This is a genomic window from Pseudorhodobacter turbinis (assembly GCF_005234135.1).
Taxonomy (GTDB): domain Bacteria; phylum Pseudomonadota; class Alphaproteobacteria; order Rhodobacterales; family Rhodobacteraceae; genus Pseudorhodobacter; species Pseudorhodobacter turbinis.
Window position 1 is genome coordinate 1190470 of sequence record NZ_CP039964.1, and the last position, 15072, is coordinate 1205541.

10 protein-coding genes are annotated in these 15072 nt (G+C 58.2%); 4 read left to right on the forward strand and 6 right to left on the reverse strand.

What is annotated here, in order from left to right; all coding sequences use genetic code 11:
* Window positions 1–23: 23 nt before the first annotated feature.
* The gene (locus tag EOK75_RS05675; RefSeq protein WP_137192991.1) at window positions 24–905 is read left to right on the forward strand and encodes an amino acid ABC transporter permease; all 882 of its coding nucleotides are present in this window, start codon (window positions 24–26) and stop codon (window positions 903–905) included.
* A gap of 3 nt (window positions 906–908) precedes the next feature.
* Window positions 909–1136 (forward strand): sulfurtransferase TusA family protein, encoded by a 228-nt coding sequence (locus EOK75_RS05680; protein WP_137192992.1) that lies wholly within the window; start codon window positions 909–911, stop codon window positions 1134–1136.
* Here EOK75_RS05680 and mobA read toward each other — a convergent pair.
* Together mobA and EOK75_RS05690 are read right to left on the reverse strand one after the other, a co-directional pair.
* Complete coding sequence (mobA, locus tag EOK75_RS05685) at window positions 1133–1732, reverse strand: molybdenum cofactor guanylyltransferase MobA (RefSeq protein ID WP_137192993.1); 600 nt, start codon at window positions 1730–1732, stop codon at window positions 1133–1135. The two genes, EOK75_RS05680 and mobA, sit on opposite strands and share 4 nt — an antisense overlap.
* A gap of 48 nt (window positions 1733–1780) precedes the next feature.
* Window positions 1781–2698 carry a DMT family transporter gene (locus tag EOK75_RS05690; RefSeq protein ID WP_137192994.1) on the reverse strand — a complete coding sequence of 306 codons (918 nt, stop codon included), beginning with the start codon at window positions 2696–2698 and terminating at the stop codon, window positions 1781–1783.
* Window positions 2699–3972: 1274 nt separating this feature from the next.
* Here EOK75_RS05690 and EOK75_RS05695 point away from each other — a divergent pair.
* Both EOK75_RS05695 and EOK75_RS05700 read left to right on the forward strand, forming a co-directional pair.
* Entirely contained in the window at window positions 3973–5868 is a 1896-nt protein-coding gene (locus tag EOK75_RS05695; RefSeq protein ID WP_137194307.1) for a polysaccharide biosynthesis protein, read from the forward strand.
* Between the two features lie 90 nt (window positions 5869–5958).
* Window positions 5959–6786 (forward strand): YihY/virulence factor BrkB family protein, encoded by an 828-nt coding sequence (locus EOK75_RS05700; RefSeq protein ID WP_137192995.1) that lies wholly within the window; start codon window positions 5959–5961, stop codon window positions 6784–6786.
* Here EOK75_RS05700 and EOK75_RS05705 read toward each other — a convergent pair.
* The 4 genes from EOK75_RS05705 to EOK75_RS05720 form a co-directional block, all read right to left on the reverse strand.
* A complete protein-coding gene (locus tag EOK75_RS05705; RefSeq protein ID WP_137192996.1) occupies window positions 6780–10610 on the reverse strand; it encodes a translocation/assembly module TamB domain-containing protein in 3831 nt (1276 codons plus the stop codon). The two genes, EOK75_RS05700 and EOK75_RS05705, sit on opposite strands and share 7 nt — an antisense overlap.
* The gene (locus EOK75_RS05710) at window positions 10610–12415 is read right to left on the reverse strand and encodes an autotransporter assembly complex protein TamA (protein ID WP_137192997.1); all 1806 of its coding nucleotides are present in this window, start codon (window positions 12413–12415) and stop codon (window positions 10610–10612) included. The genes EOK75_RS05705 and EOK75_RS05710 overlap by 1 nt, the downstream gene beginning before the upstream one ends.
* A 448-nt stretch (window positions 12416–12863) precedes the next feature.
* A complete protein-coding gene (locus tag EOK75_RS05715) occupies window positions 12864–13523 on the reverse strand; it encodes a flagellar hook capping FlgD N-terminal domain-containing protein (RefSeq protein ID WP_137192998.1) in 660 nt (219 codons plus the stop codon).
* Window positions 13524–13546: 23 nt separating this feature from the next.
* A complete protein-coding gene (locus tag EOK75_RS05720; protein WP_137192999.1) occupies window positions 13547–15070 on the reverse strand; it encodes a flagellar hook-length control protein FliK in 1524 nt (507 codons plus the stop codon).
* Window positions 15071–15072 lie beyond the last annotated feature (2 nt).

A 15072-nucleotide genomic window follows, 5' to 3' on the forward strand; every position in this document is an offset into this window, starting at 1 on the left:
GTCGGGCCAATTCGGGGGTGCCCATGCGCCACAAAAAACGCCAAAGACTGCAGTGGCTGGACTATCTGATCCTTGCCGTGATCATCACCTTTGCGGCGGTGATCTGGTTTCGCATATCGGGCGCGCTTAACTATAACTGGCAATGGGACCGCATCCCCAATTACATCCTGCGTTGGGATGCCGATGAAGGGCGCTGGTTCACCAATCTTTTGCTGCAGGGGCTAATCAATACCATACGGATTGCCGTTTATTCAGGCATTCTGGCGCTGGTGCTGGGGGTGAGTTTGGGCATTGCACGCACGGCGAATAACCTTGCGATACGGATGCTCGCGCGGACATATCTGGAATTATTGCGAAACATCCCGCCGGTCGTGGTGGTGTTTATCTTCTTCTTTTTCTTGTCCGAACAATTGATCGCCGCGTTGAATATGGAACGCTGGGCACGCGGTATTGCGCGACAAGATAACATCGCCCTGTGGGAGTTTTTCTTTGGCGATATGCGGCGATTTCCCTCGTTAATCTCGGGTGTGATCGTGCTGGCGCTTTTTGAATCTGCCTTTGTCGGGGAAATTGTGCGCGCAGGCATCCAGTCCATCCCGCGCGGCCAACGCGAAGCCGCCCGCTCTATCGGGATGACTTGGACGGATGAGATGCGGTTCATCGTACTGCCTCAAGCCATGCGCAAGGTGCTGCCGCCGCTGTCGAACCAGTTTATCTCGCTGGTCAAGGACAGCTCCATAATCTCGCTGATCTCGGTTCAGGAACTGACCTATAAAACGCTGGAACTTGTCGCCTCTACCCGTATGATATTTGAGGCGTGGATCACGACCGCATTGATGTATTTCGTGCTGTGTTACGGGCTATCGCTGCTGTTTCGGCGGCTGGAAACGGGTAAGGGGCGATAAGGGATGGAGTGGGATCAAGAAGTTGACGCCTGCGGGCTGCTTTGCCCGTTGCCGGTACTGCGGGCGCGCAAACGCTTGTTGGCGATGGCGCAGGGAGAGGTGTTGCGCCTGCGGGCAACCGACCCTGCCGCCGTGATCGACGTCCCGCATTTTTGCGCCGAGGCCGGTCACTCATTTTTGGGCGTAGAAGACGAAGACGGTGCCCAAACCTATTTGATCCGCAGGGGCTAAGGGGTTAGCGCCGCCGCCTTTTCCAGATCCTCAGGCGTGTTGATGTTGAAAAACGGATCGAACGGTAGGGCGGCGAATGTGGCTGTGCCTGCCTCATGGTTGGCAGCCCAAAGGCGAACCTTACGCAGACCGCCCTCCAGCGCATGACGCAGGTCATGGCGCAGCGCCGTTGGCCAAAGGCCGAATGTGGGCTGAAGATAGGTTCGTTCACCCGCCCTGCTTGCCGCAAGGCAAAGCCCACGGGGGCCTGCGTTTTGTTGCAACTGCGTTGCAAGCTGCGACGGGAAAAACGGGGTGTCCGCCGCCGCACTGATAACAGCAGGCGCACCAAGGGTTGCCGCCCAGTCCATCCCGGCCAGAATGCCCGCCAATGGGCCAAGGTTGTCTGGCAAAGGGTCGCCCAGCACCGGAAGGCCGAAGGCTTCAAAACGTGCAGGGTCACCATTGGCGTTGATCGCAATGGGCGCACATTGCGGCGCAAGCCGTGCGATGACATGGGACAAGAGCGGCCGCCCTGCCAGCAAAAGCAACCCCTTATCCCCGCCGCCCATCCGCGTGGCTTTTCCACCTGCAAGAATGATGGCTGGAAGGGGCATGGGCAGAGCTCTTTCGGGTTGTTTGCAACAATAGATACGCGTTCTGGCCTAGATCGATGCGGGCACCTCTACCCGCCTGCGTTGCAGCATAAGGAAACGCTCTCTTCGCCAGATGTAAATTCCCGAGGCAATGATGATCGCGGTGCCGATCGCAGTGGCCCAGCTGGGCAGGTTGCCAAAAATGAAATACCCCGCTGCGGTCGCATATATCACCTGAATATAGGTCATCGGCGCAAGGTTCGAGGCATCTGCATAACGGTGTGCCGCAACCGCAATCGCATGCCCCGATGCGCCGAAAACCCCAATCAGCCCCAGAACCGCCCAAGCCGATGCCGTTTCGGGCCAAACCCAAACCGACAGCCCGAAAGGAGTCAAAACGACCATCGCCAGCCCCGACGCCCAAAGCTGGCTGGTCGCGTTGCTCTCTACCCCTGCAAGCCGCCGCGTAAGCACGAAATAACCCGAAGCGCACATAAGCCCGCAAAATGACAGGGCCATTGCCGGATGAAACCCTGCACCCCATGGCTGCACCACCACCAAGACCCCGGCAAAGCCAACCAGAATGGCCATAACCCGCCGTCCCCCGACACGTTCCCCCAAAAACAGCACCGACATGATGGTGATCATAATCGGAGAGGAGAAGAAGATCGCGGTGGTAATCGTGATTGGCAGATACTTCAGCGCGGCAAAGTTGAACGCCGTGGTTCCCAGCAAGAGCGCCGCCCGCGCGGCCTGAAATCGTGGTGCATGGGATCGAAACACCCCCATGCCCTCACGCGGAATGCAGATCAGGCTTGCGAGCAGAAAGTGCACGGAAAAGCGTACAAAAACCACCTGAAGAACCGGCAGCCCCGCCAAAAGCAGCCATTTTGCCGAAGTGTCCGTCGCGGTGAAAATCGCCAGCGCCACACACATGCCGCCAAGGCCGAACATCGGATTATCTACGCGCGCTTGAGGGGGCCGCATTATGACACCTCGACCATATTGCCGCTCAGACAGTAGGGCGAACCCCCCATAATATCCGAGCCCTGAGGGTTCGTGCCGCCCAAACAGAGCCGCATGCGATTGCCCGCATTTACAGGCTGCCACAGATTAAACATCATAAACTCCCCCCATCTCTCGGGCAACGTATGGGGTTTGTTCGGATGACTCCATAGGGGATCGCCTTTTCGCCAAACAAGATGGTTGTGAGCCATGTATGGGTGCCCCTGTTGGTGCAAGAAATGTCTGACCTGTTTGAGTGTGTGATCAGAGGCGATCATGTATCAGGCCTCTCATTGCGGCGATTGACACAGCAGCGGGGCAGATCACCGCATCAAACTTATAGGCCTCGCTCGGCATCAGAAAGCCGTACGATGAGAGCGGCGCTGTTCCCAGCTCTTACCTCGGATCCGACCGCGAAGGCATTGAGTTCGACGCATTCGTATTTCGGTGCGGGGTCCCTCGGCTCAGCAAGCACCAGAGCTGATTGGGTCGGGTGATAGGCAAGTCCCTGAGTAGGTACGGATAGATTCTGTGTTCAAGATGCTCTTTCGCGGGTCTTCGGCTCCCGGTAGATCGTCACCAGCAACATCATCCTTCTCAGCCGCTGCACCCGATGACCTCTGCATTTGCGGCGGCCGAGCATTTGCCTTAATTGACTCCCTTCGGCACAACGACGCCGTATTCGGCTCGATAGCCGCGCAGCCCGTTCATCGTCTGAGTGCGCCGACGGATAAATATCTGTCGTGTTCAGAACAACATGGCACGCGCCTGCTGAGTCTCAGATTTCAACAAACGAACCCATCAGTAACACCGTTCTTTTGTCTTTTTGCAAACGGGCTCACATAGTTCGGTGCAATCCGTCGCCCAAATGGCATATCTTCTCAATCTCGCGGCCCCAACAATGAGCCGTAGGTCAGGCCTGCATCGCAACTGTGCTCTTGGCTCATAAATGCAAGACGCTGAACACGCGTTTTGCAAGGTCTATGCCGTTCATGGTAAACGCTAGCATGGAGCCCCTCCCTTAGAGTGATGTCTTCCGAAAACACCACAGAGGCACATCACCGATGCCCGCAGGTGGCGGGACACACGTCATGCACGAAATACTTTACGTAAAACCATCAAAAGCAGAAATACCTTCCGCACAACCTTGTGACAAAAGGATTTTAGGCATAGATTCTACCCATCGCGGATTCACGTTATGAATATCAAGTCGCATTTTGCTCCGCAAAATCGCTATGAGGATGCCGATGCCGCTCATACGTCCACCGTTGTTCAAGATCGTCGACAGGATGTCGCGGCCGCAAAAGAAGGCTTTTCTGTCCTTGGTGGATATCATCCTCGCACCGGTTGCGTATTTGATCTCTGCTGCGGTGCTATACAACAGTTTTCCAGGCCTGACATTCGTGCAGGGCAACTGGATTTCACTGGCAGTTCTGGCGGCACTGGCCGGCGGCTTTTCCCTTGCCCTGAAATTGCAGAATATCAAGCTGAATGCTTACGAATCCGGTGGCATCCTGCGAACAGGGATCATGGCTCTGCTGGTGACTTTCTCCTTTGCGGCGATCATGGCCTTCACTAACTTACAGATGCCCCGGATCGGGATTATCCTGTTTGGGCTGGTGTTTTTCCTTGGCACCGTCGGCACGCGGTTCGCGTTATTGCATATCTTGCTGTGGGTGCTGCGCGAAGGTCGGATGCGCCGCCGTGTGTTGATCTATGGTGCCGGGCCAACTGGTATGCAGCTTCTGGCCGCGCTGCGGTCGCATGACAGCATTTTGCCGGTCGCCTTTGTTGACGACAATCCAGGCCTGCACGGGATATCGGCGGGCGGCCTTAGGATTTATGGCTCGGAATGGATTCTGGATCTGGCCGCCCGACTGGAAGTAGACCGTGTTTTGCTGGCCATGCCGTCAGTTTCCCCGCCCAAGCTGGAACAGATCGCCCGCAGGCTTCAGGTGATGGGCCTGACGGTGATGACAGTGCCCTCATTCGCGCAGCTTGTCGGGGTGGAACGTTTGGTCGATACGCTTACCCCTGTATCGCCGGCCTCGTTTCTGGGCCGCGAGCAGCTTGACGATGATATGTTTCCGGGGGGCTCATCCTATCAAGACCGCGTTGTGCTGGTCACGGGCGCAGGCGGCTCTATCGGCTCGGCGCTGTGCCGTCAGCTTCTGGCTGGCAGGCCCGACTGTATCGTCTTGTTCGAGTTCAGCGAGATCGCGCTCTACACCATTGAACGCAAACTGATTGAAATGAGCGTTGGCACGAATACCCGTATCGTGGCCGTTCTCGGCTCTGTCAACGACAGCCGCATGACACGCATGGTGATGACCGATCATAAGGTGGATATCGTGCTGCACGCCGCCGCCTACAAGCATGTCCCATTGGTAGAGGCAAACCCGATTGCGGGGCTGGCCAATAACGTGCTGGGCACACGCACCCTTGCCGATGCCGCGCATGAAACCGGCGTCAAGAAGTTCGTTCTGATCTCCACCGATAAGGCCGTACGCCCAACCAATGTCATGGGCGCATCAAAGCGTCTGGCTGAGCTTGTGGTGCAAGATCTGGCCAAGCGGTCGCAAGGCACCGCCTTTTCCATCGTGCGGTTTGGCAATGTTCTGGGGTCCTCCGGCTCTGTCATTCCGCTGTTCAAAGAGCAGATCGCCAAAGGTGGCCCCATCACCCTGACGCATGAAGATGTCACCCGCTATTTCATGACCATCACCGAGGCCGCGCGGCTGGTTTTGCTGGCGGGCTCTTATGCCGATCGCCAATTCGGTGGCAATGTCTTTGTGCTTGATATGGGGGAGCCGGTGAAAATCCGCGATCTGGCCCGTCAGATGATCGAGGCGGCAGGTTTCAGCGTACGCGACGCAGATCACCCGAACGGCGATATAGAGATTGCCGTCACAGGCCTGCGGCCCGGTGAAAAGCTATTTGAGGAATTGCTGATCGGGGAAGGCCTGCTGACCACCCCCCATCCGAAGATCCTGCGCGCACAAGAGGGCAGCCTGACGGAATTACAGATGGCAACGGCCTTGCGCAGCCTGCGGGCTGCCGTCGCAACAGGTTCCGCAACCGAAGCCCTTGGCGTCATCAGCACCTATGTTGAGGAATACGCCCCGCCCCATAAGACGGCTATTGCGCAATAAACGCGGCGCCGTGCAATCGACATCAAGGCCCGACTGCGTTAACCAAGGCTGAGGTTTGAGCACGCACAAAAGAACGGAACAATACCCCGGATGACAAAGCTATATGAGGTGGCCCTCGGCGTTTGGCACCGGGTGACAGAGGCGCAGATCGGGCTGATCGCGGCCGGTATTGGCTTTTTCGGCTTTTTGGCGATTTTTCCGGCTCTGGCCGCCGTGATCACTATATGGGGCTTTGCCGCGAACCCCGTTGTTGTCCAAACACAGCTCGCACTGGCCGAAGGCTACCTGCCGCCCGAGGCCTATGATTTGCTAAGCGGGCAGGTGGGGCGCATTCTGGCAACCAATTCCCGCAGCCTTGGTATCACAACATTGCTTTCGACCGTGTTTGCGCTTTGGTCGGCCCGCGCGGGCGTCAGCGCGCTGATCACCGGCCTCAACACGATCTACCGTCTGCCCGGCCGCAGCGGGCTTCGCCATGTCTTGCGCGCCTTCGTGCTGACGTTGGTGCTGGTCGGGCTAGTGCTGGCCGGGATGACCTTGGCCGTTGTCGTGCCTGTGGTGCTGGGCTTCTTTGATCTGGGCAAGGCCACCGAAATCGCGCTGAGCACCGCGAACTTTCTGGTGGGAATGCTGTTTGTTATGGTCAGCATTGCCTTGGCCTATCGCCTTGGCCCGAACCGCGCTCAGGGCACAACACGTCCGCCTTTCTTCACGGTGGGGCTGTTTCTGGCGATCGGCCTTTGGGTTACGGTGTCGCGCGGGCTGGTATTTTACCTGACGGATTTTGCGAATTACAATCAGGTCTACGGCTCCATCGGGGCAGTGGTGGCGCTTTTGATGTGGTTCTACCTATCGGCTTTTGCCGTGCTTTTGGGCGCGGCCATCAATGCAGAGCTTGAGGCCCGAAAAGCTCAGTAATCCTTCTCAAAGAACACGCCCAAGCCCGCTTGCCCATCCGCGCCGACAGATCCGCGCACCGTGACGCCCTTTTTAAGGTCGAGGTTCAAGTTAACCTGACTGCGGCCTTTTTGGTCCACCTCCACCTCGGTATAAACCCGCTTGGAAATATATTTACCGGCCTTGACCGAGACTTCGCCATCTGCATCGGTGCTGACATCAAAGTCATCAAGCCCAAACCCTTTACGCAGCTTGCTTATAATGCCCTCCCCGCCCTTGCCCGCCAATGTGGCCACGGCATTGGCAAGCTGGGCGGCCTGAAGCGCCGAGATGTTCTGGATATCCCGCCCGAACAGCAAACGCGCCAGAACCTCTTCTTGCGGCAAGTCAGGGACCGAGCGGAACGTGATTTCCGGATCATCCGCGCGCCCCTCGATCACGACAGAGGTAACCACCCCGTCGCTTTCGTTATTGGCCACGATGTTAAGCGTCGGGATCAGATCGCCCTGCAACAAAAGCTGTGCCTGATCCAGCACAAGCCGTTTGCCCAAAATATCCAGCCGCCCGCGGATCAAGTCAAAACTGCCGCTGGGGATCACGTTATTCGTATCCCCCCGGATCACAACACGCCCGCCCAGTTCGGCATCAATCCCGCGACCGCGCACATACATGCGTGACGGCGCCGAGATCGTCAAATTTAGGCCAAAAGGACGCCGTGCGGCACTTTCCTGACTGCTACCAAGGTCAATCAACCCGGCCTTGAATCGCGTGGCCCTCACGTCCGTAGGCTCATTGCGATGCTTCAAATCCGGCAAAGAGCCGATCGCCGTAAAGCCCGAGGTCGGCACGCGAAACTCCGCCTCGCGGATGCGCACCTCCCCGCCGATCACCGCGCCACCTGTCAACGGACCCTGCACGGTCACATTGCCACTTAGCATAATGTTGTAGAGGTCCGGGTCCTTCAACACCACGTCGCGCAGCGTTGTTTGCAGGTCGGCAGTATTCGGCGCAGCAAGGTCCACGCTGCCATTGACCGTCAGGCTGCCGCCCGTGCTGGGGCTGGCCGTAACCGAAATCCGCGCGGCATTGGCGCCAAGATTGGCGGTCGCCGCGATATCGTTCAAGCCGAACGGCAGCTTTGGCGCAGAGAACCGCCCCCCTGACAGCCGCGCCTGTCCTGAAATCGACGACAGAGCAAAGGGGCCGTTCAAGCGCAAATCAACCTCGGTCCGCCCGGAAATAGAGCGCCCGCCCAAAAACGCATTCGCAAGCCCCGCCTGTGAAGACCCCTTGATCGAAAGATCCGCACTGCCAAACCCTTCCGCGATGCGGCCTGAAATGCGCCCGTCAATCCCGCCGGGGCCGGTGCCTTTCAGGTCAAGCTGAACGCCATTGCCATCCTCGCTTGCACTGCCCGCAATCGTCACCGCGCCCGGAAACTCCGGCACCAACAGTGCAAGATTGGCCAGTCGTGCCTCCATCTGCACCTGCCGGACATCATCGGTCATGCTGCCATTTGCCTTGACCGAAAGCTGCGGGTTGGACAGGTTGGCGTTGTCAATCTGGACTTTGCGATCCCGAAAACTGGCACTCACATTCAGGGTGCTTTGACCTTGCAGCAAACCGTCCGCCTGAGTGTTGCCAATCGCGAGGTTGTCACCCCGCCCCGCCAGCACCACATGCCCCGCGTCCAGCGTGCCCGTCGCCGTTACATCAGCGCGCAACGACCCACGATACCCCGGGCCAAGTGGCGCCAGATCGGGCAAGGAGAGCTTGGCCGAAACATCGCTATCCTCGGGGTCATAAAAACCCGTGGCATCGACATTGATCTGTGGGTTGGTGATCTGGGCTTTCTCAATTTCCAGCCGCTTGCCTTGCAGGCCAATCGCCACCGACAAACGGCTTTCGCCGCTGGTCAGCGCATCGGCTTGGGCCTGCCCGATTTTCAAGTCAGTCCCCGTCCCGTCAAGCGTGACGCGCCCTTGGTCCAGCGTGCCACTAAAGCCCGCATCGGCGATCAGGCTGCCGCCATATTTTGCCCCCAACACTGACAGATCGGAAAACCGCAGCTTGCCGGTTATGTCGCTGCCATCCGACGCCAGTTTGCCCGAAGCCGTCAGGCCAAGCGTCCCTGCCGTCACATCCAGTTTGCGCAGAAACGTGCCTTTTGTGGACCGGCCCGCTGCAAAATCAATGGTGGACTTGCCCGCAAGCAGATTGTCCACCTCGGCGATGCCAACAGAAATATCGGTGCCGGTCACGCTGCCCTCGGCATCAAACTGGCCGCCCAAGGGAATGATCTGACCACTGACACGCAGCGCGCCTGCGCCGCCCAAAGGCCGCCCCGCCAAAGCAGAAAGCCGCGACAGATCGTTATAGCGGGCCTCAACTTTACCACTGGTCCGAAAGCCCGCTGCAAGATCGTTAAAACGTGCAGAGGCGACAATGTCATAGCCGTCCTCGGCCAGTTCCAGCCGCCCAATACGCAGGCCAAGGCCACCCTGCTGCCAATCAAACGTAACCTGCCCGCGCAAATCGCGGCCAAGGGCCGCGGCCAGCGCAGGGTCGGTCAAGTCGACATTCTCCGCGCCGAACTTCAAAGTCCCGTCGACAATAGCGCCGCCGCTTGCCGCGCGGTCAATGCGGCCAGCCCCCGTGATTGTGGCGTTTTTCACCGCAACATCGGCACGAGACAGCCCCTGAAGCGTGACCTCTGCCGCCCAGCCATCACCGCGCGCGACATCAAAGGCCACGGCCAGTTCCGCCGAAGCAACCCGCGTTTGCGCATCGCCCCCAAAGAGCAAAAGCACAGGCTCTGCCCCCGGCAGGCCCAGCTGGCCGGTCAAGGAAAACCGTTCAGGCAAGCCGTCAGCGGCGATGGTGGCGGCACCCTCCAGGCTGATCGCCCGCGCCTTGAGCGACAGTTGTGACAGGTCAACCTGCCCCGAGGTTTGACGCAACGCCTCGGCCTTCAGGCTGATTTCGGGGCCAAAGAAGTCGGCGTATTGCGGCAGGAACAGCGGGGCAACATCGCCCGCGAAATCCACGCCAAGACGCTGCGCACCGTCTTCTTGGCCCTTCAGCGTAACCTTGCCCAGAAGGCGCTCCTTGCCATCCGTGCGTAAATCCAAATCGGCGGCAAAATCATCCAAAGGACCGCTGCCTGCAATTATCAGCCCGACCGAAGGCGTGCCCGGCAGGCCAAGTAAGCTTGAGGCGATGCCCCCCGCCGCCTCGACAACTTCAAGATCAAGCGCAAGGCTCCGGCTGTCATTTGCATAGCTTGCCTTTAGGGCCACACGCCCATCCGGTCCGTCATCGGTCCGTAAAAGCTGCAGATCGGCGCTGCCCTCACCCCCGTCAAGGCTAAGTGCTGCCAAAAGCGAGCCTTCGAGCGCCTGCCCCATCAGGGATTCGCCCAATGCAATCCGCTTTGCCTCCAGCTTTTTGACATTGATGGAAACGGGCAGATCTGGCAGGGAAAATCCTGTCGCCTCGGGCGTGGGGGCCGCATCGGCGGCAGGCAAAGGCTTGCGGGCCAGAATGATTTCATCCGCGACAAGTTCGGTCACGCTGACCACACCGCGCAACAGCGAGGCGCGGCTCCAATCCAGCACCACATTGTTCAGCGTCAGCCAGATGCCATCATCATCGGCAATCGTCAGCTGCTCGATCTGCGCCTGAGAGGAAAGCGCACCGGTAAAGCCGGTCACGACAACCTTGCGACCCGCGCCGGACAGGTTCTCTTCCAGAAACTCGGTCAGGAAGCCACGATCATCCTCTTGCGCCATCGCGGCGATGGGCAAAACACATAGGCAAAGCAAAACGATAAAAAAATTACGCATCAGAAAGATTGCCCTATGCCAATGTAAACCTGCGGTTTTTTATCCTCACCCGAAACCGGCACACCGATATCAAGCCGGATCGGGCCAAACCCCGTCGCATAGCGAAGCCCCAGCCCCGCGCCTGCATGGTCCAGCGTGTCCCCACCAAACAACCCGTCCGAGGAGATCTGGCCGTAATCGGCAAAACCGACGACCCCGATGCTGTTCGTGACCTTGGTGCGCACCTCCAGCGAGGCACCGATAAACCCGGTCCCCCCTGAATCGCGCCCCGTTGTCGATGACGTGAAGCCAAGCGACTGATACGCCTGCCCGCGCACCGTGCCGCCCCCGCCCGAATAAAACAGATAGTCCGGCGGCAAGTTGTCGATAGAGGCACCCAAAGTGCCCTTGGCCTGCAAACGGCCCGCGATTGTCACCCGGTCATCTTTGCCGAAACCTTTGTAGGCGCGGCCATCGAAGCTTAATAACAAGCCGGAATCGGTCGTATCAAACCCAAGGAACGGGGCTATTTCTGCGTCGATATAAAACCCTTCGGTGGCATCAGTTTTAGAATTCCGCTTGTCCCAATTGATGCCGACGGGCAAGGCGAGGCTACTGAAATTGATCTCTTCACTCGGGTATTTCACCCAAAAGCGCGAATATTCCACTGCAACCCGTGCCGTCATCTCACGAGAGACATAATGCGTGAACCCCAGGCCAGCTTCCGCGAAATCCTGAACGTAATCCTCTTCGTCCTCACGCCCGATACGGAAAAAGGCGGTTGCGGTGGTATCGGCACTCAGCGTCGCAGGGCGGTCAAGCGTAACCCCGAGGCTGTAATCCATCCCGCTGTCTTGCGCGCCGATTTGCGCAACTTCGGCATCCACTTTTAACCGCTCACCGCCACCGAGCAGGTTGCGATGCAGCCAATAGCCGCTGACCCGCGCACCCTCGCTGCTGGCCGCCTCGACCCCGAACCCAAAGCGCCTTGGCTTTTCTTCGACGAGTTTCGCGGTGATGCCAAGCTGATCCGGCGCGGTAATCGCCTCATCCTCCACCAAGGCGACAGAGCGGAAAATGCCGGTGCGGCGCAGGCGTTCTGCGGCATCTTCCAGCTCCTCCGGGTCGTATTGCGCGCCTTCAGGCAGGCCCGCGATCTTGATGATCCGGCGTAATTCCATCCGGTCCTGCCCGGTCACACGCAACGGCCCAAAGCGCAGCCGCGGCCCCGCATTCAGCGCAAGATCAGCAGACATCGTTGCCTTGTCGTGATCCGCCAACAAATCCTGACCGGCCACCGCAGCCTTAGCATGGCCCGCGGCGCGCCAACCGTCCACCGCCGCCCCTGCGGCGGCTGAAATCACTTCACTTTTCGCAGTCTCTCCCACGGCATAGCCGTCGGGTAGTTCCGTCCCCTCGGCCAGTGGCGCCACCCTCGCTTTGGAAAACTTGAATGCCGGTCCGGGATCAACGCGCAATGTGATCTTGCGAATATTGGAGGGCGTATCGAGTAGCGGTATCGAGGCCACCTCACGCCCGTCAATACCGATCGCAATCACGCCCGAATAGTGGCCCATCGCGTAAAGCGCGCCCAAAAGGCGGCCATAATCGGCCCGTGCTGTTGCAAAGAGGTCCTGATCGTTATCTGTACCCTCGGCCTGCGCAGCCAATAGCAACGAAGCCCCCCGCAAAGCACTCTCTACATCCTCATCCCCGCCCGCGACCTCGAACGTAATCGGCTCCAATGCCAGTGCCGGACATGTCGCACCGCCCAGCCCAAACCAAAACGCCGTCCAGAGCACCCGCTGAGTTTTAGTACGCCGCATACATGACCCGCCCAGATAACCACACAATTTATATATTGCATTTTATCTCTGCGCATACAACAAACCGAAACCGTTTCCAGATCACGACTGCAAGTGCCGCAGCCAAGGCGAACACAGTCGGCTTGGCGACACCTTGGGTCTGTTAGCTTAATGGAAAGAGCCCCCCAAACTACAGGCCATTTCACGCAAGCCTACTGTTTGATGCGCGACATAAACGATATCTGTCTGGACGCGGTGTACCACACCCCGGAAATAGTGCCGAGGTCTGGCGGCCCGTTTGATGCCATGTCAACAAACCGTCAAGCCCGCACTATAAGCTACGAATTCAAGACCGCGATACCGGACGCGCCCCGCGAGATATCCAACATGCGTTGCGGTTTCTCTATCGGTCCGCATGTCTTTTTCATACCGGATCAGCCACACCCTCATGCCCCATCAATTCTGCCAGCTAGGCTGCTTGCCGCAATGCTGTGACTTGCTCGGCACTGATCGAAACACCGCCTGCCAGAATCAATTGCGGACCAGTGGCAGCCATTTGCACTTCTTGAATGCTTGCGTAGCTCTCGACTGCGGAGGTTTCGATCTCGACCCCGTCCCGGTAGCTTTCCAAGCTCAGTGTATAAACCCCACTGGGCAGATCTGCCCCAGAGATGTCTTTTCCCGTCCACTCATATGTTCCGCCAGAGACGGGGACATCCTCTCGTGCAAGCGTATTCCCGCTAATATCCTTTACAACCAAGACAGCACGATCCGCCGTCACATTCGGATCGGGCGCGATCGTAACGGGGGTTCCATTCATGTAAACGGGGCCAGCGCTGCGCGCCTCTTGGCCAACCCAAGGTGCAAGTTGCGTCATGCCCTGCACACCCATCAACCCAGAGAGGGTATCCAGTTTCTGGTTTGTCAGGCTTTGCTGTTCAACGCTGGAGAAAGTGGCAAGCTGTACCGCGAAATCAGACGATTCGACCGGATTCATCGGGTCCTGATTTTGTATTTGGGCGGTCAGCATCTTCAGAAACGTATCAAAATCAGAAGAGATTTTGCTCGTATCCGCCGAATCTGCCGTTTTTGTTGTCGTTGTTGAGTAATTTGTTGCAGTAACGTCCATGATCTTCCTTTCAAGGAGCGCCGTCAGACCCGAAGGTCCAATCCCGCGCTGCTTTGCATGCTATTGGTAGGTTGATTCAAAGTTGCCTCGTCGGGCGCAATATCCATTGTGTTCTCAATTGCGACTGTCGACTTTTTGACTTGTCTGCCCTCCGCATCGCCAGCCCAGCCCTCAAAGCTGAAAGATGTGCTGGCAAAGCCGGATTGGCGCAGTTCGGCCGAAAGCGCCTCAATATTGCGGCGAATAAGCTCCATCGCTTCCGGACGTTCCGCCTGGATAACCACCCTCATGTTGTCGCCGTCGGGTGTGAGGTGGATTCGGATCTTGCCCAGCTCTTCAGGCGCAAGAATAAGCTCCATCGCGGCAGGTTTGCCCGGTTGCGCATGCGCCACGATCTGGGCAGGAATTTCCTGAACCGGAACTGGTGTTTGCGACACTACAGGCGGCGCAGACAAATTGTTATTGGATGGCGATACGCTTGCAGCCAAAGGGGCAGCTTCGGAAGTGAAGCCAGCCTCAGCCACCGGAACTGCAGTCGAATAGGAGATGCTAACAGTCTTCAAATTGGCGTCCCGCTTTTGGGAAGATTGAAGCGGTGTGACAGGCTGAATGATCTTACCCTCAACCGGGACATTGGCCGACATATACATGGCCGGGCCATCAACTTTTCGAAACGCCGTCACATCAATACGCCCGGACGAATCACCACTACCTTCCGGATCGGCAGCCGCGCTGGACCAAGACACGACCTGAAGCGGGCCCGGTTGTGGCGCTACTTTCCCGACAACCGGGTCTGGCGTGGCGGTTAAAGGCGTAGCTTTCACAGATGTCATTACAGGCACAGTGTCCGGCCCGCGCGACTGCACCTCACGCGGAGCGGCCTCAGGGCGTATAACAGCATCTTTTGTGACACCTGCCGGAAGTCCATCCTCGGCCCTGATCTGAACGGGTGCCGAAGAATCAGCCCCCTGCACACTGCTTTCACTCGCTTTGACCTCAGCCGTGGCTTTGGTATCGGCTTCTACCGCCGCAACAGGATCCGTCTTTCCAAGTTCCAATGCCTGGCCCTCTCGAAGAGGTGGCCGAACGCTATCTGGTTCTTGGGGCAGAATCGCCTGTGACGGAACCGTATCTTGCTTGCCGGGAACGCTTTCCGGATCGCGAACCGAAGTATCCGCCTCAGACAAAGGAGCGTCTTGCACAGGCACCCGAAGCGTGGTCGCCAATTCTGGATCCTGTGTTTCGGCCAAAACCGGCACAAGAGGCATGGGCACAACCTCGCCCTCAACAGCCTCATCCTCCACAGAGACAGGCAAGTCCACCACTTCCGGTGCGTCTTCCCCCTTCACAATGGCGGGCTGCCCAGTTGAAGATGCCCCCCCCGCCTGCGGAATGATCTGCGAAACCGTCAAGGGAACATGCGTGGCCTTCGCTATCTGCATAAAGGCAGAGAAATCCTGCTCGGCTGATACCTGCACGCCCGCCTGATTGGCAGGAGCCACCTGCGACTTGCTTACCGTCGCGCCGCTGAAATTGATATTGTCCAATT